The organism is Ruegeria sp., assembly GCF_965221235.1.
In the GTDB taxonomy this organism is placed as follows: Bacteria; Pseudomonadota; Alphaproteobacteria; order Rhodobacterales; family Rhodobacteraceae; genus Ruegeria.
The window spans coordinates 2,383,008-2,408,364 of the sequence record NZ_CBDCRS010000004.1; the positions used below are offsets into that span (position 1 = coordinate 2,383,008).

Below are 25,357 nucleotides of genomic sequence, written 5' to 3' on the forward strand. Positions count from 1 at the left end.
AGGGCGTCTTAGCCGAAGACACGCCCCAGCGCGCCGTCGACCGCATCCGTGATCTGGTCTATATCGTCAGCTGTCGCGATCAAGGCCGGTGAGAAGCACAACGTGTTGTTGCGACCGGGGATCGAGCGGTTGGTGACGCCGATGATCACGCCCTGCGCCATACAGTCGGCTACAACTGCCTGAGCCAGTTTTTCCTCGACAGGCTCTCTGCTGCCGCGATCCGCCACCAGTTCGGCCCCAAGGAACAGGCCCTTGCCGCGCACGTCACCGATGACTTTGTGCTTTTCCATCAGACCCTGAAGATTGGCCATCATGCGATCACCCATGGTTGCGCAATTGCCCAGCAGGTTCTCATCTTCGATGATGCGCATGTTCTCAATGGCTGCTGCCGGCCCGGCGGTGCAACCGCCGAAGGTCGAGATGTCGCGGAAATAGTTCATCGGATCCGCAGCATCGTCCTTGAACAGGTCAAACACCTCTTCGGTCGTTACCATGCAGGCAATCGCCGCATAGCCCGAGGCGACGCCCTTGGCCATGGTGACGAAGTCTGGCTTGATACCGTATTGCTGATAGCCAAACCAGGTGCCGGTACGACCGACGCCGCAGACGACCTCGTCGATATGCAGCAGCACATCGTATTTCTTGCAGATCTCCTGCACGCGCTGCCAGTAACCCTCGGGCGCTTCGATCACGCCACCGCCTGCTGTTACAGGCTCAAGGCAGAGGGCACCAACGGTGTCGGGGCCTTCGCGCAGAATGACCTCTTCGATCTGGTTCGCTGCCCATTCGCCAAAGTTCTCTTCGGGCGCGCCGTCGAGCTCATGCTTGCGGTATTCCATGCAATGCGGCACGCGCACGAAATCAGGCGCGAAGGGGCCGTACTGCGCGTTGCGCTCGTCCTGACCGCCTGCCGACATCGCCGCCAGGGTCGAGCCGTGATAGTCGCGGTCGCGGTACAGGATCTTGGTCTTTTTGCCGCCATAGCGTTTATGGGCGATCTGGCGAACCATCTTGAAGGCTTTCTCGTTCGCCTCGGACCCTGAGTTGGTGTAGTACACCCGGCTCATGCCCGGCATTTTGGCGATCAGATTTTCGGCGAAAATCGCGCCGGGGATCGAGCCTGCCGAGTTGGCGAAATAGCACAGCTTCATCAGCTGATCGTAAACCGCCTTACAGATGGATTCGCGGCCATAGCCGACATTGACGGTCCAGACGCCACCGGACACAGCGTCCAGATGCTCTTTGCCGTTCTGATCCCAGACACGCATGCCTTTGCCTTCGACAATGATGCGCGGATCATTGTTTTCAAAGGGTTTATGCTGGAGCAGATGGTGCCAGATATGGGCGCGGTCGGCTTCGACTACGCGGGAAAGATCGTTTTCGTTGAACGTGCCGTCCATGACAAGTCCTTTCAATCAGGTGCGGTGCTCGGAATGCGGGGGTACCCGGACCCGGCTTTGTTTTCGATGTCACAGATCACCGCGAAAGCCTAGCAGGAGATAGGGCCAGATAGCATCATACCGTATAACCAGTCCACCCCGCGCCGTATTTCTACGGGTTTGTCAGACGCTGTCCTTTGTGCTCAATTCACGCAAACGCGATTTGGGAGGATCGGCGGATGGGAGACAAGCAGATTTACGAGCGTCATCTGGACAAATGCCGGGCAAACTACACGCCTCTGTCGCCGCTGAGTTTCATCGAACGCACGGCACAGGTTTATCCTGATTACCCTTCGGTCGTGTATGGCGATCGCCGCTATAACTGGGCTGAGACCTATGCGCGCTGCCGCCAGCTGGCCAGCGGGCTGGCGGCACGAGGGATCGGGAAGGGAGACACCGTCTCGATCATCGCCGCCAATATCCCCGAGATGTATGAGGCGCATTTCGGCGTACCCATGGCCGGAGCGGTTTTGAACGCGATCAACACACGGTTGGATGCGCCGATCATTGCCTTCATCCTGAATCACGCAGAGGCCAAAGTGTTGCTGGTCGATCCCGAGTTTTCAGGCGTGGTGAAAGAGGCGCTGAAGGAAGTCGACCGCGATCTTTTGGTGATCGACATCGAAGATCCCAGCTTTGATGGAGGAGAAAAACTGGGCAGCCTGACCTATGACGCGCTGCTGGCCGAGGGCGACCCAGAGTTCGACTGGTCCTTGCCCGGTGATGAGTGGGACGCGATTACGTTGAACTATACGTCTGGTACCACGGGTAACCCGAAGGGCGTTGTTTATCACCACCGTGGGGCGGCGTTAAACGCACAGTCTGATTTGCTCGATTGGGATATGACCAAGCACGCGGTTTATCTGTGGACGCTGCCGATGTTCCATTGCAATGGCTGGTGTTTCCCATGGGCGATAGCGGCCAATGCAGGCGTCTCGATATGTCTGCGCGCTGTACGGGCCGAGCCGATCTATGCCGCGTTCCGGGAAGAAAAGGTTACGCATTTCTGCGGAGCGCCGATTGTGCTGAACATGCTGGCCCATGCGCCGGACGAGCTGAAGGACTTCGACCATCAGATCAAAGTGATGACCGCCGGCGCGCCGCCACCCGCTGCGGTAATCGAAGCGATGGAGGCGATGGGTATTGAGGTAACCCATGTCTACGGCCTGACTGAGACTTATGGCCCGTCCGTGGTTTGCGCATGGAAAGACGAGTGGGACGCCAAAGACCCTCAGGAACGCTCAGCGCTGAAGGTTCGGCAGGGGGTGCGGTATTCGGCCCTGTCTGGCCTGATGGTGGCCGACCCTGAAACGTTGGAGCCTGTGCCTGCCGATGGCGAGACCATGGGTGAGATTTTCATGCAGGGCAATGTGGTGATGAAAGGGTATCTCAAGAACCCGGATGCGACCGGCAAGGCCTTTGCCGGGGGTTGGTTCGCCTCGGGTGATCTTGGGGTGATGTATCCTGACGGGTATCTCGCGATCAAGGATCGGTCTAAGGACATCATCATCTCGGGCGGTGAGAATATCTCATCGGTTGAGGTGGAAGGGGTGCTCTACAAACATCCTGCGGTGATGGAGGCCGCAGTCGTGGCCCGCCCGGATGAGAAATGGGGCGAAACCCCCTGCGCGTTTGTTGAACTGAAGCCCGATGCGTCCGCGACCGAGGCGGAACTGATTGCCTTCTGCCGGGACAACATCGCCCATTTCAAAGCACCCAAGACGGTCGTTTTCGGCACCCTGCCCAAAACATCCACGGGCAAGATTCAGAAATTCGTTCTGCGGGATCAGGCGCGCGCGTTGGGTTAAGTCTTTAGCTTGTCGAAGATCGACAGGTTCAGGTCCAGCAACTCACCCATCCAAACCGCCCGGTCGCGGTGATCCTCAAGGTGCTGGCCGGTTTCGGGGTGGGTGAAGACGGTCAAACCCTGACGGTTCAGCATCAGCCAGGGGATGACCTGATCGAAGGCGTCTGCTGCAAACGCCAATTGGCAGCTCCAACGGGGATGTGGACCTACATTCTTGGCGTGCATCCGGCCCATTTCAACAGGAAACAGGCGCGCAGCCTCTTCGCAGACCTGCTGCGCGATGTTCTGCGTTTCGGCATCGAAATAGACATGGGCATGGTAGCCGGTGATCTCGGGCATCTGGGCCTCCCTCCTTGAGTTCTGTGCAGGCTACAGGCAATGGGTCGCCATGCCTACTGAGCGTGGCACACAGGGTCTGTGCGCCAGATCAGGTCGGGACGTTCGCCTCCGGGTGCGCCGCGGCAAAGGCGGGATGTTCAGCACAGGCGGCTTCGACACTTAGAATGCTTGGCAGGTTGGACAAATCAACCTCATACCGGCGTGCGTTGTAAAGCTGCGGGATCAGGCACAGGTCGGCCAGACCGGGGTTGCGGCCGGTGCAATAGGGGGCTTGCTCGAATTCCGTCAGCAGAGCTTCGAATGCCAGCAGGCCGGGGCGAATGAAGTGGCGCATCCAGTCGCCGGGCATCCCCTCGGCCCCTTCGCTAAGCTTTGTAGCGTATTGTGCCACCGACAGGTTGCAGACGGGGTGAACGTCAACGGCGATGGATTGCGCCAGCGCTGCCGCTTTGGCGCGCAGCGCGGGGTCGGTGGGCAACAGGCCCATACCGCGCGTCTGATCCAGATAGTCGATGATCGCCAAAGATTGGGTCAGCCGTTGCCCGTCAATCTCAAGCACCGGAACCAGACCTTGCGGGTTGCGGCCTATGTGGTCCTGGGATTTCTGCTCTCCGACGCGCAGATCGACCGAGACCGCGCGATAGGCGATCCCAGCCAGATTCAACGCGATGCGCACACGGTAGCTGGCCGAAGATCGCCAGTAGTCGTACAGGACCACTTCGCTCATTTGCTATGCTTCCTTAAGCGTCGCAGCTTTCACCGCTTGGGTGAGCACTTCGGCGTCTCCGATATGGTTCGCAAGCACCAGCACCAGCCGCGCGTTCAGCGCGTCGCTGTTCGCCTTATCCAACCCGTCATGGGCGGCGAGCAGTCCGGCATAGAACTCATCTGCATCATCAAGGTTAGGGGTGAGGATCAGATCGGCCATCTTGTTTACTCCTTACCTGTAGCGCGGCGGATCGCCTGCCGGAATGCGTTCTCTTCGAATGTATCGCGCCGTGCGGCCACGTGCTGATCAGGGCGGATCAGATAGACCGCGCTGGGCGCATCCGCCAGATAGCGGCGCTTGAGTTCCAAAGTCAGATCATCCTTGACCGACAGCGCCAATCGCGTCGCCTCGACCCCGCCTTCCTCAATCCGGTCCGGGGCGTCCGCGTCGATGGTCAGCAGGGTGAACTTCCCCGCCAGCTTCGGCAACAGGAATTCATCGCCCAAAGGCGCGTCCGGGCAGGCTGCACCGGGGCGTGTGATCTCTGGCCCGTTCAGCGCATCGGCTGAACTAAGCGACGAGCCCTCATAGGTGCAGGGCTTGCTGAGACGACCGGAATTGACCAACGGTCGGGCGAATTCGTATTGCTCGCTGAGGTCCAGAACCGCGTCTCGCAGCAGGCGCGACATCTCGGATTTCGGCGTGATGAAATCGGTCGAGCGGCTGGACTTGGCGATATTCTCATCTGCTGCCTGTACCCTCTCGCGGCTATAACTGTCCAACAGCAGTTCGGGCGCTGTGCCGTCGATTACCAATTTTAGCTTCCAGCACAAGTTGTCTGCGTCCTGAATCCCCGCATTGGCCCCCAGTGCTCCGAACGGGCTGACCTGATGGGCGCTGTCCCCGGCAAACAGCACGCGGCCATAGCGGAACCGCTCCATCCGGCGGCACTGGAACGTGTAGATCGAGACCCATTCCAGATCAAATGCAACGTCCTCACCCAGCATCGCTTTGAGGCGAGGGATGACATTCTCGGGACGTTTCTCGCGTTCTTTGTCGATATCCCAGCCCAGTTGCAGGTCGATGCGCCAGACGTTGTCGGGCTGCTTGTGCAACAGCGCCGATTGCCCGCGATTAAAGGGCGGGTCGAACCAGAACCAGCGCTCGGTGGGGAAATCGGCCTCCATCACAACATCGGCGATCAGGAAATTGTCCTCGAACACACGACCTTCGAAATCCAGTCCCAGCATGCGCCGGGTCGGGGAGCTGGCCCCGTCGCAGGCGATCAGCCACTCGGCCTCGACATTATAGGGGCCTTCAGGGGTTTCGACCTCAAGCGTGACATGCGTGTCATGGGTGCCGATGGCCTCAACCTTGTTGCGCCCGCGAATTTCGATAGGTGCGCCCGTGGCCTGCAACGCGCGCACGCGGTCGACCAATGCGCTTTCGAAATAGTATTGCTGCAAATTGATGAAAGCCGGGTTCGCAAAACCGGTGTCGGGCTGGAGGTTGAATTCATAGACCTGCCGGTTGTCGAAAAAGACCTTTCCCGTATCCCATTGAACGCCCTTTTCGACCATCGGACGCGCCGCCCCCAGCCTTTCAGCGATGTCCAGCGTGCGTTGTGAGAAACAAATGGCGCGGCTGCCAAAACTGACCTTGTCATTGTCGTCCAGAACCACGACCTCGACGCCCTGCTGAGCCAGATCAATCGCGGTGGCCAGTCCAATTGGTCCGGCACCAATCACAATCACCTTGTGGCGAGCGGTTGTCGCCATGTCCTGATCCGGGCTGCGTTCATAGGCATAGAGCGGGACTTCGAAAATCTTGTTCATGGGCTCTCTCCCGATGTTTTGACGCCGATGGCGCGCAAGACTTTGCTCTCCGGCCGCATGGGGCCGGAAGGTCACGCCCATGGTTTCACCGAAGAAACCGCCATAAAACGATCTGGATCAAATGCGACGGTATGTCCTTATTTCTGCAATGCCTCCCACATCTCGAGATCCCGCTGAGCGGTCCAGATGCGTGGCGTGTCAATGCCGCGTGCTTCGTCGTAGGCGCGCGAGACGTTGAAGGGCAGGCAGTGCTCATAGATCGCGTAGTCGGCGAATTTCGGATCGCATTCGGCGCGCACGGCGTCCCATGCCTGTTTCAGGGATCCACCACGCGCGGCGACCCGTGCTGCGGGGCGATAGGTGCTGGCGACAAAGTCGCGGGTGCTTTCGATCGCGGCGTTTACCAAGTCTTGCCCGATCAAAGCATCCCCACGACCCGGAGCGATGGCGTCCACGTTGAACCTTTTGATCGCATCCAGCGTGCTACTCCAATCGCCGAAATGCCCGTCGCCGCAGTAGCAAGCCGAGCGGTATTCAACGATGTCACCCGTGAACATCACGTTTTGATCCGGCACGTGGATCACGATATCCCCGGCGGTATGGGCGCGGCCCAGATGCATCAGATCGACCCGACGTTTGCCCAGATAGACGGTCATCCGGTCGCTGAACGTGGTGGAGGGCCACGTTAGACCGGGAATGCTTTCATGGCCTTCGAACAGGCGGGGGAACCGCTGGAACTCGCTGTCCCAATCTTCTTGCCCGCGTTCAGCGACCATGGCGCGGGCCGTGTCCGACATGATGATCTGTTGCGCACCATAAGCGCTGGCCCCCAGCACACGGACGGCGTGGTAATGGGTCAGCGCGAGGTGCGTGATCGGTTTGTCGGTGACTGAGCGCACGCAGTCGATCACCTTGTTGGCCAGACGCGGTGTGGCCTGAGCCTCGACGATCATCACACTGTCGTCGCCGATGATCACGCCGGAGTTTGGGTCTCCTTGGGCTGTGAACGCGTAAAGCCCCTCGCCAATTTCGGTGAAGGAAATCGTCTTTTCCGTTAGGTCCGACTGTGAGGCGAAGGCTTTGGGCATTTTGAAATCCTTACCTTGCGTAAGGATCAGTCAGGGCAGGCAGTACGGTGCCGACGCATTCACCGAACCCAATGGTGTACTCTTTGCCTTTTGCGGCTCCGGTCAGGGTCAGGGTGTCCCCGTCTTCAATGAAGCTGCGGGTTTCGCCGCTGTCCAGCGTCAATGGTTCCTTTCCGCCCCAACTCAGCTCCAACAGCGATCCGCGTTCAGGCTTGGTCGGGCCTGAGATCGTGCCTGAACCCAACAGGTCCCCGGTGTTCATCGGGCAGCCCGAGGTCGAATGATGCGCCAGTTGCTGCGCGGCTGAGAAATACATCTGTTTGTAGTTCGTGCGTGCGATGGCGGTGGCAGGTTTGCCTGCGGGTGCCATCGTGACCGCCAGGTCGATGTCGTACAGCATCGGGCCGCAGTCTTTGAGGTGGTCCAGCAACTCGACCTCACGTGCAGGCGTGTCGCAGCGAAACGGCTCAAGGGCTGTTTTGGTGACAATCCACGGGCTGATTGATGTAGCGGTCGCTTTGGACTGGAACGGGCCGAGAGGTTGGTATTCCCAAGCCTGAATATCGCGCGCCGACCAGTCATTTAGCAGCACATAGCCAAAGATCATGTCATCCGCTTCTTGCACCGATACAGGCCCGTCCGAAGGGGTGCCAACGATCGCGCCCATCTCAAGTTCGATATCAAAGCGGCGGCTGGGCAGATAGGCAGGCATGTCATGATCGGGGGATTTCAACTGCCCCCATGGGCGGCGGATATCGGTGCCCGAGACAACGACCGAGGACGCCCGGCCGTTATAGCCAATAGGCAGATGCAGCCAGTTCGGCGGCAGCGCGTTTTCCGGCCCGCGAAACATGGTGCCGACGTTTTCCGCATGGTGACGGCCCGAGTAGAAATCGGTGTATTCGCTGACCGCCAGGGGCATGTGCATTTCCGCATCCGCCTGTGCAACCAGCAGGGGTTCAACGGCATCGCGGTCCTGTGATCCTTCGGCCAACAGGGACGTGAGCCGGTTGCGCAGAGCGGCCCAGACAGCGGGGCCTTGCTCCATCAACGGGTTCCAGAAGGGCAGATCGAACAGGGGTTCATCGGTCAGGTCGATCAGCCCCTCGGCCTCGGCGGTGGTGACGTCCAGGATCATGTCACCGATTGCAACGCCACAGCGGGGCTCGGACCCTCCGGTTGAGAACACGCCGTAGGGCAGGTTGTTGAGCGGAAACGGGTGGTTCGCATCATTGGCCGCAGCCAGCCAGGATTTCATCAAAGGCATTTGTGATCCTTGTGCGTTTATTGTGCGTCGCGCAGTGATTTAAGCCCTAGCAGCATAGCGGCCAAAATCATGAAACCACCACCGGCGCGGTCCAGCCACAACCGGGCTGATCCTTTCAGGCGCGTTGCCAGCCAACTGGCGCTGCCGCCATAGGCGGTCAGGAACAGCCCGTCGAGCGTCAGGTAGGTCACCGAGAGGATTGCGAATTGCGGCCAGAACGGAAGTGCGCCGTCAATGAACAACGGGAACAGGGCGGCAAAGAACACCACCGCCTTAGGGTTGGCGGCTGAGGTGATGAAACCCTGCATCCACAACGCCTTGCGGCTGGCGCGCCGGGCGGCCTGTGTTGTCTTGCGTTCGGCTTTCACAATCATCTTCAGTCCTAAGAAGACTAAATAGGCCACGCCCAGCCATTTGATCACGGCCAGCGCGGTGCCTGAGGCCGCGAGGATCGCTGCCAGGCCAAGGCCTGCCGCCAGCATTTGCAGCAGATTGGCCGTCAGGTCTCCGGCAGCCGTAAACAGCCCGCGTTTCAGACCATTGGCTGCCGAGTTGGACAGCATCAATAACTGGCTAGGGCCGGGTGTGCTCATCAGCAACAGGACCGTGGCGACATAGGTAACCCAGATATCAAAGCTCATAGCGACCTCACTTTTTGCCCGGAGTTCCGTCGAACTTTTTCTCAAGCGAGGTCCAGCAGTCAATGTAATCGTCCTGCAAGGGGGCCTCATTGGCGGCAAAAGGCGTCAGATGCTGTGGAAAGCGGGTTTCGAACATGAAGGACATGGTGTTGTCCAGCTTGTCGGGGCCGAGATTGGCGTTCGAGGCCTTTTCGAATGCCTCGCGGTCCGGCCCGTGCGGCAGCATCATGTTGTGCAGGCTCATGCCGCCCGGAACAAAGCCCTGCGGTTTGGCGTCGTACTGGCCGTAGATATTGCCCATCAGTTCGGACATGATGTTTTTATGGTACCAAGGCGGGCGGAATGTATCTTCGGCCACCATCCAACGTTCGCGGAACAGGACAAAGTCGATATTGGCCGTACCCGGCTGCCCCGAGGGCGCAGTCAGCACGGTGAAGATCGACGGGTCTGGATGGTCGAACAGGATCGCGCCGACCGGACAATATGTGCGCAGATCGTATTTGTAGGGCGCATAGTTGCCGTGCCAAGCCACGACATCCAGCGGGCTCTGACCAATCTTCGTGGTATGGAACTGCCCGCACCATTTGACGGTGACGGTCGATGGCGCCTCGCGATCTTCAAACGCCGCGACCGGAGCCTTGAAGTCGCGCGGATTGGCCATGCAGTTCGCGCCGATCGGGCCGCGCCCAGGCAGTTCGAACTTCTGACCGTAGTTTTCGCAGACAAACCCCCGCGCGGGGCCGTCCAGCACTTCGACACGGTAGACCAGCCCGCGCGGCAGGATGGCGATTTCCTTGGGTTCAAGGTCGATGATCCCAAGCTCTGTCGCAAAGCGCAGGCGGCCTTCTTGCGGTACCACCAGCATTTCGGAGTCGGCCGAGTAGAAGTAAGCATCCACCATCGACTCGGTAACCAGATAGATATGGCTGGCCATGCCAACCTGCGTGTTCACGTCCCCCGCCGTGGTCATCGTGCGCATACCGGTCAGCCAGGTCAGCCCCTCTTCAGAATGCGGCACGGCATCCCAGCGATACTGACCCAGTGAAATAACATCCGCATCAACGTAAGGCGCGGATTTCCAATAAGGGAGGTCGGTTTTTTCATAACGGTGTGAATGCTTTACTGAAGGCCGGATGCGATAGCACCACGTGCGTTCCGGCGGGTTCGCGGTAAAGGCCGTGCCGCTCAGTTGTTCTCCGTACAGGCCATAATTGCACCGCTGCGGGCTGTTCATGCCTTGTGGCAACGCGCCCGGCAGGGCCTCGGTCTCAAAATCGTTGCCGAAGCCCGGCATATACCCGGCATGGGTGCCAACCGATGTGCTGGCCTGCGTCATCTGATGCGGATCGGTCGGATGGTTCATCCTGTGTTCCTCCGTTTGCTTCTTGTGAAATAATAGTTGATTTTGTAACTAACAAGCATGACAGACAGTGAATTCGGTGAAAGTGATGGCTTTGATCTGCGGGATTTCCTGCCCTATCTGCTGAACCGCGCAGCCGAGGAAAGCGCGCTGGAGTTTCAGCAGATCTACAAGGACCGCTACGGTATGCTGCGCACGGAATGGCGGGTCCTGTTTCATCTGGGCAACTACGGCCAGATGACGGCGAAACAGATTGGTGAGCGCGCGCGGATACACAAGACCAAGATCAGCCGCGCGGTACACAGGTTGGAATCCCGCCGGTATCTGCAACGCAGCCGCAGCGAGTCCGATCGCCGAGTCGAAAACCTGAGGCTGACTCCGATGGGCCAATCGGTTTATCGCGAGCTTTACGGTATTGCCGGGCAATACGATGCGCGGCTGGCAGAGCAATTCAGCACCGACGAGGTCGCACTGTTGCGCAACATGCTTCGGCGGCTGGCGCATATGGGTTGAGCACTGGTAATTTCGCCCTTTTGCCCCAGATGACATCCAGAGTGGACACTGGAATAATAACAAAATGACAACCTCAAACGCCGACTCGGCGAAATCACGCGATCTGATCGAATGGCTGGTGACGCGCGGACTGGAAGGCGCGCCGAAAGAAGAGCTGTTGGACGGCTATTGCAACAAGCTGCTGGAGATGGGTGTGCCGCTGATGCGCTTTCACGCAGCGCAATCGACGTTGCACCCGGTTTACGGCGGCACCGGCTTTAGCTGGTATCAGGGGCAGGGCGGTGAATCCGAGAAGTTCGAATACACCGAAGAACCCAGCGAACAGTGGCGGCACAGCCCTCTATTTGCGATCGTCAATGGCGAGACTGAGGTGATCCGCGAACGTCTGGTCGATCAGAACGAGGCCAGCCGCTTTCCACTGTTGAACGACCTGCGCGAGGTCGGAGCCACCGATTACTACGCCACCGGGGTCAGATTTGATGCGCCGACCCATAGTGGACCAAGGGACGCCAAAAAGGCAGTGGGCGGGGTGTTGATGTCCTGGACCTCGAACGCGCCCAAAGGGTTTGAGGATGAGGATCTTGATCTGATCAACACAGCGATGCCGCATCTTGGCCTGGCGCTGAAATCCGCGGCGAGCGAGCGGGTCTCAAAGGATCTGATGCGGGTCTATCTGGGCCGTGACGCAGGGCGGCGCGTGTTGTCGGGCGAAATCCGCCGGGGTTCGTTGCAGCAGATTGATGCGGTGATCTGGAACTTTGATCTCGAAGGGTTCACCAGCCTGTCCGAAGAACTGCCGGGCAGTGAGATCATCGACATGCTGAACGACTATCTGGCCGTGGCTGTAGGTGTGGTCCACGAAAATCAGGGCAATATCCTGAAGTTCATGGGCGATGGGTTGATGGCGATGTTCGATGTCGGTGAGATCGACGAAGATGCCCGCGCGGCCTTAAAAGCCGTGCCAATGCTGCAACAGCGGATGGAGGCGTTGAACGCCCAACGCGCCGCTGAGGGCCTGCCGGTGGCCAGTTTCACTCTAGCCCTGCACTCGGGCCAGATTCTTTACGGCAATATCGGCTCGGAAACCCGGTTGGATTTCACTGTCATCGGTCCCGCCGTAAACCAGACCGCCCGGATTGCCGGGATGCACCGGTCGCTGGGTCAGCGCATTCTGATCTCGGACGACGTGGCGCGCGCGGCGCAGCCTTGCGGGCAGGACCTGATCTCGGTTGGGCGCTACATGCTGCGCGGTGTGCCCGAGCCGAAAGAGTTGTTCACGATCTACAATCCAACGCAATAAGTACTTTGGCAGGCGGTTGCATTCCGCGCACCCGCCCGTCGAGCGGTAGGATTTGACCGCCTCCCTCACCCGACAACCGTCTGTTTCCCCGTGGTTTTGACGGATCAGGCTTCTGCTGTATGATCCATCGTCAGGTGCGAAAACCGTCAAGAGTGTCTGGTTACGTTGGTTGGGGGGCACGCAGCCCGTGCAATTCGAAAGTCTATTTGACTCTTTCGTGGTGATGCTGGCGCTGGTCGGCTCGGCGGTTTGGTTTCGGCAAAGGAATGTCATTCAGGATCGAGAGCAGGGGGTGTTCGCGCGCCTTGTCACAGATTTCGCCCTGCCAGCCCTGATCTTTGCCAATCTCAGCAGCGAGCCGTTCCGGGTACAGAATTTCGAACTTGCGCTGGTCCTGTTTCTGGCTATCGCCGTGGTCATGAGCGCGGCTTGGCTGGCGGGGCGTTGGATGCGGCTGGAGCGCCCGGTGTTGGGCTCGGTGATCCTTGTGTCTGGGGTCGGCAGCACCTCGACGCTTGGCTACTCCATCTTGCAAAATATCTACGGCGACAACTCGGAAATCATGAGCCAGCTGGTCGTCATGGGCGAGGTTGGCGTGGTTTTGCCCCTATTCACCGTTGGTGTCGCTATCGCGAGCTATTACGGTGAAAACAACGGCGAAGGCCCTACAGTCGGTGAAGCCTTTCGGTCCTTCCTTCGCTCGCCAATTTTCGTGGCCTTTGTACTGGGCATTCTGGCCTCAGCCATAGGGCTGCATCAGGACAACAAAGTCGTGCGGTTGCTGGACGACTTCCTTGGGATTGCGAGCGCGTCACTGACCTTTCTGGTAGCCTTTACCATCGGCCTGATGCTGCGGCCGATTGCTTTCCGGGAACTGGCGGGGCTTGTCGTGCTGGTTTGCGCGTTGAAGCTGATCCTTGAACCCATTGTCGCGGGTGGGTTTGCTCTTGTTTTGGGTTTGCCGGACTTTCAGCGCGATCTTCTGCTGGTCGAGGCCGCGATGCCGTCTGGCGCGCTGGCCGCTGTCATTGCGGCCCGGTATGGCTGTGATGCGGCGATCGCGTCCGCGCTGCTGATAGCGACGTTTCTTCTTAGCCTGTTTGCAGTGCCATTGATTGGATATCTGGCGCTTTAGGGCGCGGTCAGAAGTCGATCTCGACGCCTGGCAGGTTCAGCTCTTTCATCATGTCCCGCAACTCCTGCCGCGCAGCAATGTTCGAGATGTTCAGCTGTTTGACCCCGATATCCTTGAGGTCCAGCAGGGTCAGCCCGCGCGGGAATAGCTCCCGGAAAATCACCCGCTCGGAAAAGCCGGATGCGACGCGGAAACCGATGCGCTGCGACAGCATCTCGATTGCGCGCTGCATCTTTTCCTTGTTGACCATGCGCTGCGTACCCACACGGTTGCGGACAACGACCCAGTCAATGGGTTTCAACCCGGCCTGCGCCCGCAGTTGCCGGGCGTTCCAAACCATCTCGGAATAAACCGACGGGCCAAGAATTTTCTCACCTTTTGAATCAATCCGAGCCAGCAGGTCAAAGTCGATGAAACTGTCGTTTAGCGGCGTCACAAGCGTATCGGCCAGCGAATGCGCCACCTGGCTGAGGCGGGTATGCGAGCCGGGGCAGTCGATCAGGATAAAGTCACTGTCGCTTTCCAGCTCAGCCACAGCGGCCGAGAGACGGTGGTCATAGATGTTCTCACCGGGTTTCAGCGTGGTTGCGTCGATCTCGGGCAGGTCGTGATGGCGCGGGCTGGGCAGAGTTAAATCCGAGTTTTTCAGAAAGTTGATGCGGTTCTCGAAATAACGCCCAAGGCTGCGCTGACGCAGGTCCAGATCAAGCGTGCTCACCTTATGACCCAGCCGGGCCAGCGCGGTAGCGACATGCATCGACACGGTCGATTTTCCTGCGCCGCCCTTCTCGTTCCCCACTACGATTATATGTGCCATGCCTGTATTCCCATGTCCCGCCGTGCTTAACCACACGTTGTTGCCGACCACTATATGTTGTGTAGGCCGGGAAGGGAAGAACCCCAAGCGCCATCTCAGGGCAATATCAGGCCCTAAATTGGAAAACTCAAGCGGACAGGCCGGTTAAGACGCGCGCTTGCCAAACAGGATGCCCTGTTTCACTGTCCGGATCGTGGTTTTGCGATAGGGGCCATCATTGGAGCATCTGTTCCTGAACGTTCTGAATGTGGTCCTGCCGGTCCTTATCTGTGCGGGAGTCGGCTATTGTCTGGCCCTGATCAAAGCACCGTTCGACAACAAGGTAATTGGCGGGATTGTCTCGCGCGTGGGGTATCCGACGCTGATCATCTCACACCTGTCTGCGACCACAATTGCCGTCGGAACGTTTCTGGACGTGATGGCCGCTGCCGCTCTGGCGATTGCATTGTTTGGAGTTCTGGGGGGTATCGCTCTTAAAGCTATGCGTCTGCCGGTGCGGGCGTTTCTGACTCCGCTGATGCACGGCAATGTGGGCAATATCGGCCTGCCGATCACCCTGCTGGCACTGGGCGATGCGGGCATGGCCTACACAATGGCGTTCGTGGTCGTTGTGCTGATCAGTATCTTTACGGTTGGGATGTGGATTCCCGCCGGTGAGTTCTCGCCCAAAAAGCTCGCCACCTCGCCGATCATCTACGCGGTCATCATCTCACTGATCCTTATGACCAGCGGCTATAGCCTGCCGCAACCCGTGGCCAAATCCTTTGACATACTCGGAGGGTTGTCGATTCCGCTGATGTTGCTGACGCTGGGCCATACTCTGGCGACCTTGCGGATCAAGAGTCTGGGGCGGGCAGTGATGCTGACCGTTCTGCACCTGGTGATGGCGGTTGTAGTCGCTTCGGCTCTGGTCAGGGTGTTCGGCTTCACCGGGGCCGAGCGTGGGGCGGTGATCCTGTGCTGCCTGATGCCGTCCTCGGTCGCGACCTACCTGTTTATCGACCAGCATGTGCCGGAATACGGACCGGATGTTGCGGGATTCATTCTGGTGTCGACGCTAACCACAATCGTCGTGCTCCCGGTCGCGCTGTCATACTGGATCTGACACGCACCCTATGCGCCGAGGCAAAAATCGCTAAACTGCTGATTAATTGCGTTAAAGATCATGGTTTGAGGGCAGGTTGATGAGCGATAAGACCTCGGCGGAACTATCCCAGCAAGCCCGCGCACGTGTGGTGCTGGCGATGACAGCGATCTGCATGATGGTGGTGGGGTTCAACACCACTGCGGTGACCACTGTCCTGCCCAAACTGAAAGCCGAGTTCGATCTCACACCGTCCGGCCTGCAATGGGTGATGGCGACCTACACGGTCGCCAGCGCGACGCTAGTCACCATCGTCAGCCGATTGGGCGACATCACCGGCAAGATGGGTGTGTTCTTCTTCGGAATGATCGTCTTTGCCATAGGGTCTGCCTCGGTCCTGTTTGCGCAGGACGGTGCGATGCTGCTTTTCGGTCGCGGGGCTCAAGGGGCCGGTGCGGCAGCCTTGTTCGGCACCTCTCTGTCCGTACTGACGGCCGCCACGCCCGAAGAACAACGCGCCAGCGTCACAGGTGCCTGGGGCGCGGTCGTCGGGCTGGCGATCGGGGTCGGCCCCATCGTCGGCGGGGCTTTGGGGCATTACGTCACCTGGCGGGCAGTTTTTGCGGTCGATCTGGTGTTGCTGGCCGTGGCCTTTGTTATCGCGTTGCGCGTCAGTAAGGGAAAATACGTGCCGGACACGCGCCTTGCCGAGGCGAAATTCGACTATCCCGGAGCCGTCGCAATCCTGTTTTTTCTGGGGCCGTTGTCCTTTGCGCTCAGCAACGGGGAAAGCGGTGGGTGGACCACGCCTTTGACGCTGGTTCCATTGGCTATTGCTGCGGTGGCGACTGTCGGGTTGGTGATCGTCTCACGCCGCAGCGACGACCCGCTGATCGAGTTGCGGTATTTCCGTCATCCACGCTATTTCATGGCTGCGGCGGGGATGTTCTTTACCGGCTTCACGCTGTTCTGCTTTTTTGTCTACTTCAATACGTTCGTCCAATCGCCGGATGCGTTTGGCTATACGTCGATTGGGGCAGGGCTGGCTATCATGCCACTCAGCCTCAGCATGTTCGTCATCTCGGTAACGGCGCCCCGCTTTCTGGCACCATACAGCTTTCAATGGCCGGTTGCGATTGGTCTCGGGGCGATGGCTTGCGGTTTCCTTCTGTTAATGAACACCTCAAACACAACCCAGTATGCCGAGATCTGGTGGAAACTGCTGATCGTCGGGATCGGTATGGGCATCTGTTTCTCTCTATTGCCGCGCCTCGGTCTACGACTATTGCCCGAAGAACACGTGGGGCAGGGGTCGGGTGTGATTAACGCCTGCCTTTATTTCGGAGCCACCATGGGAGCCGTGGTCGGCGGTCTTGCCGAAGCCATCACCACCCGCCGAGGTCTGTCCGAGGTCATCGACGCGCTGCCCGCCGGTTCAACCCAACGCGAGGATCTGGCCCATGCCTTGACCCACGGCACGCCCAGCCAGATTCAGCAGCTGATCGCAGAGATGGACCCGACGGCCAGTGCGGCTTTGGCCAAGGCATTGAGGGATTTGCAGGACAACGCCTTTGACGCCGCCATGATCGTCGCCGCGATAGCCGCGCTGATCGGAATGGCGCTGGCGTTGATGTTGTTGCGCGGACCGGTGCCACCGGTCCACAGCGCGGCCGAGTTGACGCGAGGGACGCGCTAGGTGGCCTTACAAATCTAACCTCCGAGATACACTTTGCCCTTAGGGCGAAAGAAAACTTTTTGGTCGTGCAGCTTTCCAAGCAGATCATGGATGCGACGCAGAGTGTCTTCACGGTCTGTCTTACCAGTGTCGCCCTCGTCCATCGCAGCCTGAGACAATGTAGCGACCGAGCCGCGCAATGCAGTTTCGATAAGCTCCATATCCTCGACCGAAAGCTCGATCATGTCGTTGTATTGGGGCATTTTCTGGGTCTCCACGATATCTTAGAGCGTGATAGACCCCAGTGTACCATCAGTCTGTCTTCGGAGAAATTGTCTTAGCGGATCTCACCTGAATGTAGGTCGAAAGGAAAAACATGGAGGACGAGAGCAGCGACATCCAGAACCTGGTGAAGCCTACAGACTCTTTAGTGGCTTTCCGTCTATGCGAACTTCTGGCGCATAGGGGCCCGGCGAGTAAATTGTAAGGCCATCTTCGGTATATGCAACGTCAAGATGTTTCTCGGGAACAGTGTTGTCTGTTGCCCATAAATAAAACAGTTCGCATGACGCACCTGGGGGTAACTCGTAAAAGTCGAGGTGAGGCTCAATCGTAATCTCCAGGGGCTTCCCTTCATTTTGATTGTGCACTGTCAGAATCGGCACGTTGAATTCAAGGGAATCGGACACCTTTTCGTACTTTCTACTTGTTGCCGAATAGCGCTCAAAACACTGTTGAGGGTAACCGGCGAATGCGTCAGGTCAACGAAAAAGGCCGCCCCATGGGACGGCCTTTCGCATCTCAAACGGGTCAGGCTTAGAAGCCCAGACCTTCGTATTTCTTCTTGAACTTCGACACGCGGCCACCAGCGTCCATCAGACGCGCGCCGCCGCCGGTCCATGCAGGGTGCACGGAGGGGTCGATTTCCAGAGCCAGCTGGTCGCCCTCGGCGCCCCAGGTGGATTTCATCTGAACCACGGTGCCATCGGTCAGTTTGACGTCGATGACGTGATAATCGGGATGGATGTCTTTTTTCATCTTTCCGCTCCTTACGCCTCGGCGCCAGCCTTGGGCTTGTAGTTGGTGACTTCTGCGATACGTGCGGATTTACCGCGACGGGTGCGCAGATAGTACAGTTTGGCGCGACGGACGCGGCCACGGCGGACAACGGTGATGCTGTCGATGTTGGTCGAATGCAGCGGGAACACACGCTCCACGCCTTCGCCAAACGAAATCTTTCGGACGGTGAACGAACCGGCGATGCCGCTGCCACCTTTACGTGCGATGCAGACGCCTTCGTAGTTCTGCACACGGGTACGCGACCCTTCGGTCACTTTAAAGCCTACACGGATGGTGTCACCGGCTTTGAAATCGGGGATGTCTTTCCCCAGGGCGGCAATCTGTTCCGCCTCAAGCTGTGCGATCAGGTCCATCGCAGTTACTCCTATCTGCTCGTGGTTGGTCCACGAAGTTTGGGCACGGCCTGAGAGCTCTTGGTCTTCACCGGGTCCTGCGTACAGCCCGCCAGAGGTCAGATCGAATGTTCCTTTGGTCCGGTCCGCCCTGACACGCCGTAGCTGAAGAAAGCCGAGCGCAGCGCCATGAAGCAAACCAAAACACCGGAGTCGCGCAGTCGCGGCACCGGATTGCGGTGCTTTACGGGGTTTGTGGTCTGGGATCAAGCCAAAATCGCCATGTTTATCAGGCCGGAGCGGTGGGTTTTTGCCATTGGAAAACTGCACCGTTGCCTTGTGGCGTGGATCAGGCATGCTGGAGGCAATTACAAGAGCAGATTTTTGAAACAGGAACCGATCATGCGCATTGCGTTGATGATGGCCATTATGGCCTTTGCGACCCTGTCCTGCGGTCGCGGCAGCCCTCCGCCTCAACAGGTCGAGGCCAAAGCATTTCTCGGCAACACGGCCCCTTCGGTGATCTATCCGGATTTTGGCGATGCCGACCCGCATGACTGGGACGGGCGTCACCCCGGCCGCTATCCGGTACACGGGTTGGATGTGTCGCGCTGGCAGGGACCGATTGACTGGCGCAGAGCCAAGGCGTCAGGCGTCAGTTTCGTGTTCATAAAGGCGACCGAGGGCGGCGATGTGGCCGATCCGATGTTCGACGATCACCGGCGCGGCGCGCAGGCGGCGGGTGTGCCATGGGGGGCGTATCACTATTATTATTTCTGCCGACCCGCACATGAACAGGCGCGGTGGTTCATCCAAAACGTTCCCAAAGGCGCAGACCTGCCGCATGTTCTGGATATGGAATGGACGCCGCTTTCCAAGACCTGCAGGTTGCGCCCCGATGGTCGCACTGTCCGTCGAGAAGCTCAGCGGTTCCTCGATATCCTTGAGCGCCATTACGGGCGCCGTCCGATTGTCTACACGACCGTAGATTTCTTCGCCGATACAAATATCGACCGACTACCCAAAACCGAATTCTGGTTGCGATCCGTCGCGGGACATCCCCGCGAGGTATATCCGGGAGCAAACTGGCGGTTCTGGCAATATACCGGCACCGGACTGGTGCCGGGTGTTCAGGGCAAGGTGGATATCAATACCTTCAACGGCCACCCTGATATCTGGGCACGCTGGAAAGCCGGTTAGTCCTTGGACTTTCGATAGGCGTCCCACAGATCGGGACGCCGTTCTTTGGTGATGTTCTCTGACATCTCACGCCGCCAGTCGGCAATGCGTCCGTGGTGGCCGGACATCAGGATATCCGGGATCGGGCGGCCCTTCCATTCGGCGGGGCGGGTGTATTGCGGATGTTCAAGCAGGCCCGAGGAAAAACTCTCTTCCTCGGCTGAGGCCTGATTGCCCAGCACACCGGGGATCAGCCGCACGGTCGCGTCGATCAGCGCCTGCGCCGCGATCTCTCCACCGGTCATGACAAAATCCCCTAAGCTGACCTCTTGCACGCCGTAATGTTCCAGTACCCGCTCATCAACGCCCTCGAAACGGCCACACAGCAAGGTCATTCCATCGCAGCGCGCGAGGTTCTGCATCATACGCTGATCCATCCGGCGGCCGCGCGGGCTGAGGTAGATCAGCGGCCAGTTACCCTGAATCCCCGCCATCGTGTGTTCAATCGCTTCGCCCAGCACATCAGCACGCAGTACCATTCCCGCACCGCCACCGGCGGGTGTGTCATCGACATTGCGGTGCTTGCCGACGCCGAACTGGCGCAGATCGACGGTTTCCAGCTGCCAAAGACCTTCTTGCAAGGCTTTGCCGGTCAGGCTTTCGCCCAACACGCCCGGGAAGGCCGAGGGGAACAGGGTGATGATCTTGGCCTTCCAGACGCCGTGCAGATCCGGTGTCGGGGTCATCAGTTCGCGCGGCTTCAATACCGGGCGGATCGCCTTGCGGCCATGGGATTTGCTGGGCGTGTCAGTCATGTCGTGCCGATCAGAGCGCTTTTCGCGCGTTCAATTACTGCCGTCTTTTGCGCGATCAATGCGGCCTCGTCCAGACGCGACCGGTTGAGGTCAAGAAGCTCGGCCAGAATGTCCTCGGGCAGGCGGGTGTTGGTCTTTGAAGGCGGTACCAGCTGGTATGCCTTGTCGCGTGGCAGGTCCAGAAATTCCGCGAAGGGCGTACCGGGGCCATAGCGGCGTACCTGCAACTCTTCCAGCCAGTCCGAGGTGACGGTGACTGAGGGCAGCCGGTCGCGGATACGGTTCACCGTTTCTTCGAGCGCGGGCAGGTGGTCCATATTGGCGCGAAAGGCGTCAAAGTCGTGGACCTGACGCATCCGTTCCAGATCATGTGCCCACAAGCTGCGCAGCCAACCGCCGCGTTGGCGCAAGGACAGATAGATGGTGATCTCAACCTCTTGCCCGGACAGGCGATGGCGGATGGCGTCGACCACGCAGGCGGCCAGTTCCGGGGCCGCGGCATAACCCTGTTCGATATTGCGGCTGGGACGCAGGCCTGAGAAGTTTTCCTCGCTCAGGACCAGCCCGCGTTTTTCACCGAAATCCAGCGTCTCAAGAAACGTCCGCACCTGCGAACCGAATTCGGCGAGCGTACCCACGGTTCCATAGACAGAGTGGTTGGTCGCGGCCCGCGACAAGCCGGATTCGCGGGTACGATAGGGCAGGACCAATGCGAAATGCGGCCAGATCAGCTCGCGATTTTCATAGAGGAAAGACTGCGCCGCAGTGGTCCCGGTTTTGTGCAGGCCCAGATGCAGCAGAACGCGCCGCATCAGATCAGCCCCTCGGGCGGGTCTGCGACGATGCGACCCTTATCCAGATCGACCGTTGGGACGGCTTCCAGAGTGAAAGGCAGCAAAACAGTGGCCTTCAGGCCCGGCCCATGAAGTTCCAGCAGATCAGTCGCGCCGTGATTCTGTACCGATTTGACCCGACCCAGAAGGGTGCCGCCGGTGTCATAGACTTTCAGCCCGATCAGGTCGGTGTGGTAGAACTCATCATCGGGCAGCGAAGGCAGCTGATCGCGCCGCGCAAACAGGCGCAGACCCTTCAGCGCATCGGCCTCTTCCTTGGTTTCCACTCCGCCCAGCCGGGCCGCGAACCCGTTTTTGATTGAGCGTGTCAAAACCAGCGGATAGCGCTCCGTGCCGCCCTCATCAGTCAGGGGCGAATAAGCCTCGATATCCTCGGGGACGGCACAATAGCTTTTCAGCCGGACTTCGCCGCGCACCCCATAGGATCCTGCAATGCTTCCGACGCAGATCAGGTCACTCATTTGGCTTATCCACCGTCACACATAATCCGTCCTGCCAGTCACCGCGTACGGCGCAAGCTTCGCGCTGGTTCGAGCGTTCAAAGAACACACCGACAATAAAGGCGATCATCAGCAGGATGGGAAGTCGAATAAGTCCGAACATACTCAGCGCACCTCAATCGGAAGGCTGTCGGCACGGTTTTCCCAGCCCGCGCGTTCCAGTTCAGGCGTTTCGGAAAACGTTTCGGGCCAGCCGACGCAGAAATAGCCGATCAGGCGCCAGCTTTCTGGCACGCTCAGATCGCGGGTCAGTTGCTGGGGGTCAAGGATCGAGACCCAGCCCAGACCCAACCCCTCAGCCCGCAGGGCGAGCCAGAACAACGTTATGGCAGAGACAACCGAATAGCGGCGCATCTCGGGCATCGTTCCCGCGCCAAGACCTTGCCCCTTGTCGGTGGCGTCGTCACAAAATACGGCCAGCTGTACCGGTGCTTCCTGCATACCGGACAGTTTCAACTGACTGTATAGTTGTGCTTTTTCGCCGGAATAACCTTCCAGCGCTTGCGCGTTGGCGGCTTGGAAATTCTCGAGCGCCGCATTGCGCGCCGCCTCGCTTTTGACGCGGATCACGCGCCAGGGTTCGCTCAGCCCCACCGAAGGGGCCAGTCGAAATGCGTCGAGGCAGCGCGTCAGCACTGCCTCGTCTATAGCGTCGGTGCGGAACCGGCGCACATCGCGCCGGAGCCGCATCAACAGATCGAACTGCGTGCGAAAATCGTCGGTGAAAGTCTGATCCCGCACGCGCCCGCCTGCTTATTCTTCTGCAGCCGCTTCTTCAGCCGGTGCAGCAGCCGCTTCGGCAGCTTCAGCAGCCTTTGCCGCTTTCTCTTCCGCGCGCTCCTGGGCTTTCTTGCCCGGAGTACCCTTGTTGGGGTTGTTACGCTCGGCCTTTTCACGGGTGCCGGCTGCTTCCAGCATACGCGCGATACGGTCGGTGGGCTGGGCGCCCTGATCCAGCCAGTATTGGATGCGCTCCATGTTCATTTTCACGCGCTCTTCGCTGTCTTTCGGCAGCAGCGGGTTATAGGTGCCCAGTTTCTCGATGAAACGGCCGTCGCGGGGCATGCGGCTGTCAGCAGCCACGATGCGGTAGAAGGGACGTTTTTTCGAGCCGCCGCGGGCGAGACGAATTTTCATTGCCATGGTGGTATCTCCTTTGAATGGCGTGTCCGGGGCTAGCCCGGTTTAGTTCTGGTGTTTCTTATGGTGTCGGATGACTTCCTGAATGATGAAATTCAGAAAAGCCTTGGCGAAGTCGGGGTCCAGATCGGCCTCTTTCGCCAGGTCTTCTAACCGAGCGATCTGCGCGGCCTCGCGCGAGGGATCGGACGGGGGAAGGTCGTGTTCGGCCTTGAGCTTGCCAACGGCCTGCGTGTGCTTGAACCGTTCGCCCAGCGTGTAGACAAGGATCGCGTCCAGCCGGTCGATGCTTTCGCGATGCTCTTTCAACAGCGTGGCAGCTTGTGTCACGGGGTTGGTCATTGGCCGGTCCTTTCGGTGGTCAAAGCGGTGTTGGTCATGCGTAAGCCTCCATGCCGCCATTCACCAGATCGGCGGGGGCAGGGTGACGCCAGATTTCGGTCTTGCCGAATTTCGGGTGTTCGTAGTGATAGTCGAACTGTGCGCCCAACCGTTTCGCCACCGCCTTGCTGGCGTGGTTTTCGGGGTCGATCAGCGAGATCGCCGTCTCCCAACCCAGCACGTCATAGGCATGGGCGCGCGCCGCCAGCGCGGCCTCGGTTGCATAACCTTTGCCGGTTGCATGGTTCATCAGGGTCCAACCGACCTCGGGCTCGGGCCAGCCTTCGGGGAACCACAGTCCAATACGACCGACATAGGTGCCGGTGTCTTTTTCATCGACACTCCAATACCCATAGCCGCGCAGAGCCCAATGACCAAAATGCATGGCAATGATCCGCCACACTTCATCCCGGCGCAGAGGTCCGCCAACATACTTCGCAGTATCGCTGGCGAAGAACTCGGAGTCCGCGTCCAGATCATCCACGGACGGCGCGCGCAGGATCAGGCGTTCGGTCTCAAGCCGGGGGATATGATCGGCGATCAGGTTCACTTCTTCTTCCCGAACCCGCTGAGGCCGGGAGGCAGGCCCATGCCGCCACCCATGCCAGGCATACCGGGCATTTTGCCGCCCATCGCCTTGGCCGCCTGTTCCAGCGCCTTGGGGTCCATGCCTGCGGCCATTTCCTCGGGTGAGGGGCCGCCTTTGCCAAACATGCCCTTCATGGCCTGTTTCAGCATCTTGCCTTTGCCCATCTTGCCCATCTTCTTCATCATGTCCGACATCTGCCGGTGCATCTTGAGCAGCTTGTTGAGGTCGCTGACCTCCATTCCCGAACCCGCCGCAATCCGTTTCTTGCGGCTGGCCTGCAACAGTTGAGGGTTGGCGCGCTCACGTTTGGTCATCGACTGGATCATGGCGATCTGCTGGCGCAGGATCTTGTCGTCCAGTCCGGCCTGATCCATCTGCTTGGCCATCTTGCCCATGCCCGGCATCATGCCCATCATGCCCTGCATGCCGCCCATCTGGATCATCTGTTCCAGCTGCATTTTCAGGTCGTTCATATTGAACTGACCTTTGACCATGCGCTTCATCATGCGCTCGGTCTGTTCCATCTCCATCGTTTCCTGGGCCTTTTCGACCAAGGCTACGATGTCGCCCATGCCCAGAATACGACCGGCTATCCGGTCCGGCTCGAAGGTTTCGAGCGCGTCCATCTTCTCGCCCAGACCGACAAAGCGGATCGGCTTGCCGGTGACTGCGCGCATCGACAACGCTGCACCGCCGCGCCCGTCACCGTCCATCCGGGTCAAAACTACGCCCGAGATGCCGACCTTGGCGTCGAACTCCTCAGCAACCTCAACGGCGACCTGACCGGTCAGGCCGTCGACGACCAGCAGGGTCTCACGCGGATCAACCGCGTTGCGGACCTGCTCAACCTCGTCCATCAGGACTTCGTCAATGTGCAGACGGCCCGCAGTGTCGAGCATATAAACGTCATAACCACCCAGCGTTGCCTGTTGCTTGGCGCGTTTGGCGATATCGACGGGTTTCTGGCCGGGAACGATCGGCAGGGTATCCACGCCGACCTGCGTGCCCAGAACCGCAAGCTGATCCATCGCCGCAGGGCGATAGACGTCGAGCGAGGCCATCAGGACCTTCTTGCCCTCTTTCTCTTTCAGGCGTTTGGCGAGCTTACCGGTGGTGGTCGTCTTACCCGAGCCTTGCAGACCGACCATCAGGATCGGGGCAGGCGGGTTGTCGATTTTCAGCTTGCCGGGGTCTTCCTCGCCCCGCAAGGTATCGACCAGCGCGTCATGCACGATCTTAACAACCTGCTGGCCGGGGGTGATCGACTTGGTGACGGCCTGTCCGGTCGCCTGTTCCTGCACCTTTTTGACAAACGCGCGGGCCACCGGCAGCGAGACGTCGGCCTCAAGCAGGGCAACCCGTACCTCACGTAGCGCGGTTTTGACGTCTTCTTCGGACAGGGCGCCCTGTTTGGTCAGCCGGTCAAAGACGCCGGAAAGGCGTTCGGATAGATTTTCAAACATGCCTTCGGCCTCCTT

29 protein-coding genes are annotated in these 25,357 nt (G+C 59.2%); 7 read left to right on the plus strand and 22 right to left on the minus strand.

Annotated features, from left to right (window positions below; genetic code table 11):
* Positions 1-8 precede the first annotated feature (8 nt).
* Positions 9-1,400, minus strand: a complete 1,392-nt coding sequence (locus ACOQOY_RS15115) for an aspartate aminotransferase family protein (protein WP_420586197.1) — start codon at positions 1,398-1,400, stop codon at positions 9-11.
* 218 nt (positions 1,401-1,618) lie between these two features.
* Here ACOQOY_RS15115 and ACOQOY_RS15120 point away from each other — a divergent pair, with 218 nt between their 5' ends.
* Complete coding sequence (locus ACOQOY_RS15120) at positions 1,619-3,247, plus strand: acyl-CoA synthetase (RefSeq protein WP_420586198.1); 1,629 nt, start codon at positions 1,619-1,621, stop codon at positions 3,245-3,247.
* Here ACOQOY_RS15120 and ACOQOY_RS15125 read toward each other — a convergent pair.
* The 8 genes from ACOQOY_RS15125 to hmgA all read right to left on the minus strand — a co-directional run bounded on the left by ACOQOY_RS15125 (position 3,244) and on the right by hmgA (position 10,488).
* Positions 3,244-3,585, minus strand: a complete 342-nt coding sequence (locus tag ACOQOY_RS15125; RefSeq protein WP_420586199.1) for a DOPA 4,5-dioxygenase family protein — start codon at positions 3,583-3,585, stop codon at positions 3,244-3,246. The two genes, ACOQOY_RS15120 and ACOQOY_RS15125, sit on opposite strands and share 4 nt — an antisense overlap.
* Positions 3,586-3,673: 88 nt before the next feature.
* Positions 3,674-4,312 carry a maleylacetoacetate isomerase gene (gene maiA, locus ACOQOY_RS15130; RefSeq protein ID WP_420586200.1) on the minus strand — a complete coding sequence of 213 codons (639 nt, stop codon included), beginning with the start codon at positions 4,310-4,312 and terminating at the stop codon, positions 3,674-3,676.
* A gap of 3 nt (positions 4,313-4,315) precedes the next feature.
* The gene (locus ACOQOY_RS15135) at positions 4,316-4,513 is read right to left on the minus strand and encodes a DUF2783 domain-containing protein (RefSeq protein WP_420586201.1); all 198 of its coding nucleotides are present in this window, start codon (positions 4,511-4,513) and stop codon (positions 4,316-4,318) included.
* A gap of 5 nt (positions 4,514-4,518) precedes the next feature.
* On the minus strand, positions 4,519-6,129 hold the full coding sequence (locus ACOQOY_RS15140; protein ID WP_420586202.1) for an FAD-dependent oxidoreductase: 1,611 nt from the start codon (positions 6,127-6,129) through the stop codon (positions 4,519-4,521).
* A 137-nt stretch (positions 6,130-6,266) separates the two neighbouring features.
* The gene (locus tag ACOQOY_RS15145; protein WP_420586203.1) at positions 6,267-7,217 is read right to left on the minus strand and encodes an MBL fold metallo-hydrolase; all 951 of its coding nucleotides are present in this window, start codon (positions 7,215-7,217) and stop codon (positions 6,267-6,269) included.
* 10 nt (positions 7,218-7,227) lie between these two features.
* Complete coding sequence (gene fahA / locus ACOQOY_RS15150) at positions 7,228-8,484, minus strand: fumarylacetoacetase (protein ID WP_420586204.1); 1,257 nt, start codon at positions 8,482-8,484, stop codon at positions 7,228-7,230.
* Positions 8,485-8,501: 17 nt separating this feature from the next.
* Complete coding sequence (locus ACOQOY_RS15155; protein WP_420586205.1) at positions 8,502-9,125, minus strand: LysE family translocator; 624 nt, start codon at positions 9,123-9,125, stop codon at positions 8,502-8,504.
* Positions 9,126-9,132: 7 nt separating this feature from the next.
* A complete protein-coding gene (gene hmgA / locus ACOQOY_RS15160; RefSeq protein WP_420586206.1) occupies positions 9,133-10,488 on the minus strand; it encodes a homogentisate 1,2-dioxygenase in 1,356 nt (451 codons plus the stop codon).
* Positions 10,489-10,545: 57 nt separating this feature from the next.
* Between hmgA and ACOQOY_RS15165 the strand changes: the two genes are divergently transcribed.
* From ACOQOY_RS15165 to ACOQOY_RS15175, 3 genes are all read left to right on the plus strand, one after another.
* On the plus strand, positions 10,546-10,998 hold the full coding sequence (locus ACOQOY_RS15165; RefSeq protein WP_420586207.1) for a MarR family winged helix-turn-helix transcriptional regulator: 453 nt from the start codon (positions 10,546-10,548) through the stop codon (positions 10,996-10,998).
* Between the two features lie 64 nt (positions 10,999-11,062).
* On the plus strand, positions 11,063-12,298 hold the full coding sequence (locus tag ACOQOY_RS15170; RefSeq protein WP_420586208.1) for an adenylate/guanylate cyclase domain-containing protein: 1,236 nt from the start codon (positions 11,063-11,065) through the stop codon (positions 12,296-12,298).
* 187 nt (positions 12,299-12,485) lie between these two features.
* Positions 12,486-13,433 carry an AEC family transporter gene (locus ACOQOY_RS15175; protein WP_420586209.1) on the plus strand — a complete coding sequence of 316 codons (948 nt, stop codon included), beginning with the start codon at positions 12,486-12,488 and terminating at the stop codon, positions 13,431-13,433.
* A gap of 7 nt (positions 13,434-13,440) precedes the next feature.
* On the opposite strand, the gene ACOQOY_RS15180 is transcribed toward ACOQOY_RS15175, so the two are convergent.
* Entirely contained in the window at positions 13,441-14,250 is an 810-nt protein-coding gene (locus tag ACOQOY_RS15180) for a division plane positioning ATPase MipZ (protein ID WP_420586210.1), read from the minus strand.
* A 217-nt stretch (positions 14,251-14,467) separates the two neighbouring features.
* On the opposite strand from ACOQOY_RS15180, the gene ACOQOY_RS15185 reads away from it, so the two are divergent.
* Together ACOQOY_RS15185 and ACOQOY_RS15190 are read left to right on the plus strand one after the other, a co-directional pair.
* Positions 14,468-15,355, plus strand: coding sequence for an AEC family transporter (locus ACOQOY_RS15185; protein WP_420586211.1), 888 nt, complete (start codon positions 14,468-14,470; stop codon positions 15,353-15,355).
* Between the two features lie 79 nt (positions 15,356-15,434).
* Positions 15,435-17,030, plus strand: a complete 1,596-nt coding sequence (locus tag ACOQOY_RS15190; RefSeq protein ID WP_420586212.1) for an MFS transporter — start codon at positions 15,435-15,437, stop codon at positions 17,028-17,030.
* Between the two features lie 14 nt (positions 17,031-17,044).
* On the opposite strand, the gene ACOQOY_RS15195 is transcribed toward ACOQOY_RS15190, so the two are convergent.
* The 3 genes from ACOQOY_RS15195 to rplS all read right to left on the minus strand — a co-directional run bounded on the left by ACOQOY_RS15195 (position 17,045) and on the right by rplS (position 18,442).
* Positions 17,045-17,272 (minus strand): hypothetical protein, encoded by a 228-nt coding sequence (locus ACOQOY_RS15195; RefSeq protein WP_420586213.1) that lies wholly within the window; start codon positions 17,270-17,272, stop codon positions 17,045-17,047.
* Positions 17,273-17,825: 553 nt separating this feature from the next.
* On the minus strand, positions 17,826-18,047 hold the full coding sequence (rpmE, locus tag ACOQOY_RS15200) for a 50S ribosomal protein L31 (protein WP_420586214.1): 222 nt from the start codon (positions 18,045-18,047) through the stop codon (positions 17,826-17,828).
* 11 nt (positions 18,048-18,058) lie between these two features.
* Positions 18,059-18,442: a 50S ribosomal protein L19 gene (rplS, locus tag ACOQOY_RS15205; protein ID WP_039541573.1), complete on the minus strand. Its 384-nt coding sequence runs from the start codon at positions 18,440-18,442 to the stop codon at positions 18,059-18,061.
* A gap of 381 nt (positions 18,443-18,823) precedes the next feature.
* Here rplS and ACOQOY_RS15210 point away from each other — a divergent pair, with 381 nt between their 5' ends.
* The gene (locus ACOQOY_RS15210; protein WP_420586215.1) at positions 18,824-19,621 is read left to right on the plus strand and encodes a GH25 family lysozyme; all 798 of its coding nucleotides are present in this window, start codon (positions 18,824-18,826) and stop codon (positions 19,619-19,621) included.
* On the opposite strand, the gene trmD is transcribed toward ACOQOY_RS15210, so the two are convergent.
* From trmD to ffh, 9 genes are read right to left on the minus strand one after another with little or no spacing between them, the layout of a single operon-like run.
* Entirely contained in the window at positions 19,618-20,415 is a 798-nt protein-coding gene (gene trmD, locus ACOQOY_RS15215) for a tRNA (guanosine(37)-N1)-methyltransferase TrmD (protein WP_420586216.1), read from the minus strand. The genes ACOQOY_RS15210 and trmD overlap by 4 nt on opposite strands.
* The gene (locus ACOQOY_RS15220; protein ID WP_420586217.1) at positions 20,412-21,227 is read right to left on the minus strand and encodes a hypothetical protein; all 816 of its coding nucleotides are present in this window, start codon (positions 21,225-21,227) and stop codon (positions 20,412-20,414) included. The genes trmD and ACOQOY_RS15220 overlap by 4 nt, the downstream gene beginning before the upstream one ends.
* Positions 21,227-21,730, minus strand: a complete 504-nt coding sequence (rimM, locus tag ACOQOY_RS15225; RefSeq protein ID WP_420586218.1) for a ribosome maturation factor RimM — start codon at positions 21,728-21,730, stop codon at positions 21,227-21,229. The genes ACOQOY_RS15220 and rimM overlap by 1 nt, the downstream gene beginning before the upstream one ends.
* A complete protein-coding gene (locus tag ACOQOY_RS15230; RefSeq protein ID WP_420586219.1) occupies positions 21,723-21,872 on the minus strand; it encodes a hypothetical protein in 150 nt (49 codons plus the stop codon). The genes rimM and ACOQOY_RS15230 overlap by 8 nt, the downstream gene beginning before the upstream one ends.
* Positions 21,873-21,874: 2 nt before the next feature.
* On the minus strand, positions 21,875-22,510 hold the full coding sequence (gene bluB, locus ACOQOY_RS15235) for a 5,6-dimethylbenzimidazole synthase (protein ID WP_420586220.1): 636 nt from the start codon (positions 22,508-22,510) through the stop codon (positions 21,875-21,877).
* 12 nt (positions 22,511-22,522) lie between these two features.
* The gene (gene rpsP / locus ACOQOY_RS15240) at positions 22,523-22,912 is read right to left on the minus strand and encodes a 30S ribosomal protein S16 (protein ID WP_170388164.1); all 390 of its coding nucleotides are present in this window, start codon (positions 22,910-22,912) and stop codon (positions 22,523-22,525) included.
* Positions 22,913-22,954: 42 nt separating this feature from the next.
* On the minus strand, positions 22,955-23,251 hold the full coding sequence (locus ACOQOY_RS15245; protein WP_050605269.1) for a chorismate mutase: 297 nt from the start codon (positions 23,249-23,251) through the stop codon (positions 22,955-22,957).
* A 34-nt stretch (positions 23,252-23,285) separates the two neighbouring features.
* Positions 23,286-23,840 (minus strand): GNAT family N-acetyltransferase, encoded by a 555-nt coding sequence (locus ACOQOY_RS15250; RefSeq protein WP_420586221.1) that lies wholly within the window; start codon positions 23,838-23,840, stop codon positions 23,286-23,288.
* Positions 23,837-25,342, minus strand: a complete 1,506-nt coding sequence (ffh, locus tag ACOQOY_RS15255) for a signal recognition particle protein (protein ID WP_420586222.1) — start codon at positions 25,340-25,342, stop codon at positions 23,837-23,839. Before ffh ends, ACOQOY_RS15250 begins: the two co-directional genes overlap by 4 nt.
* Positions 25,343-25,357 lie beyond the last annotated feature (15 nt).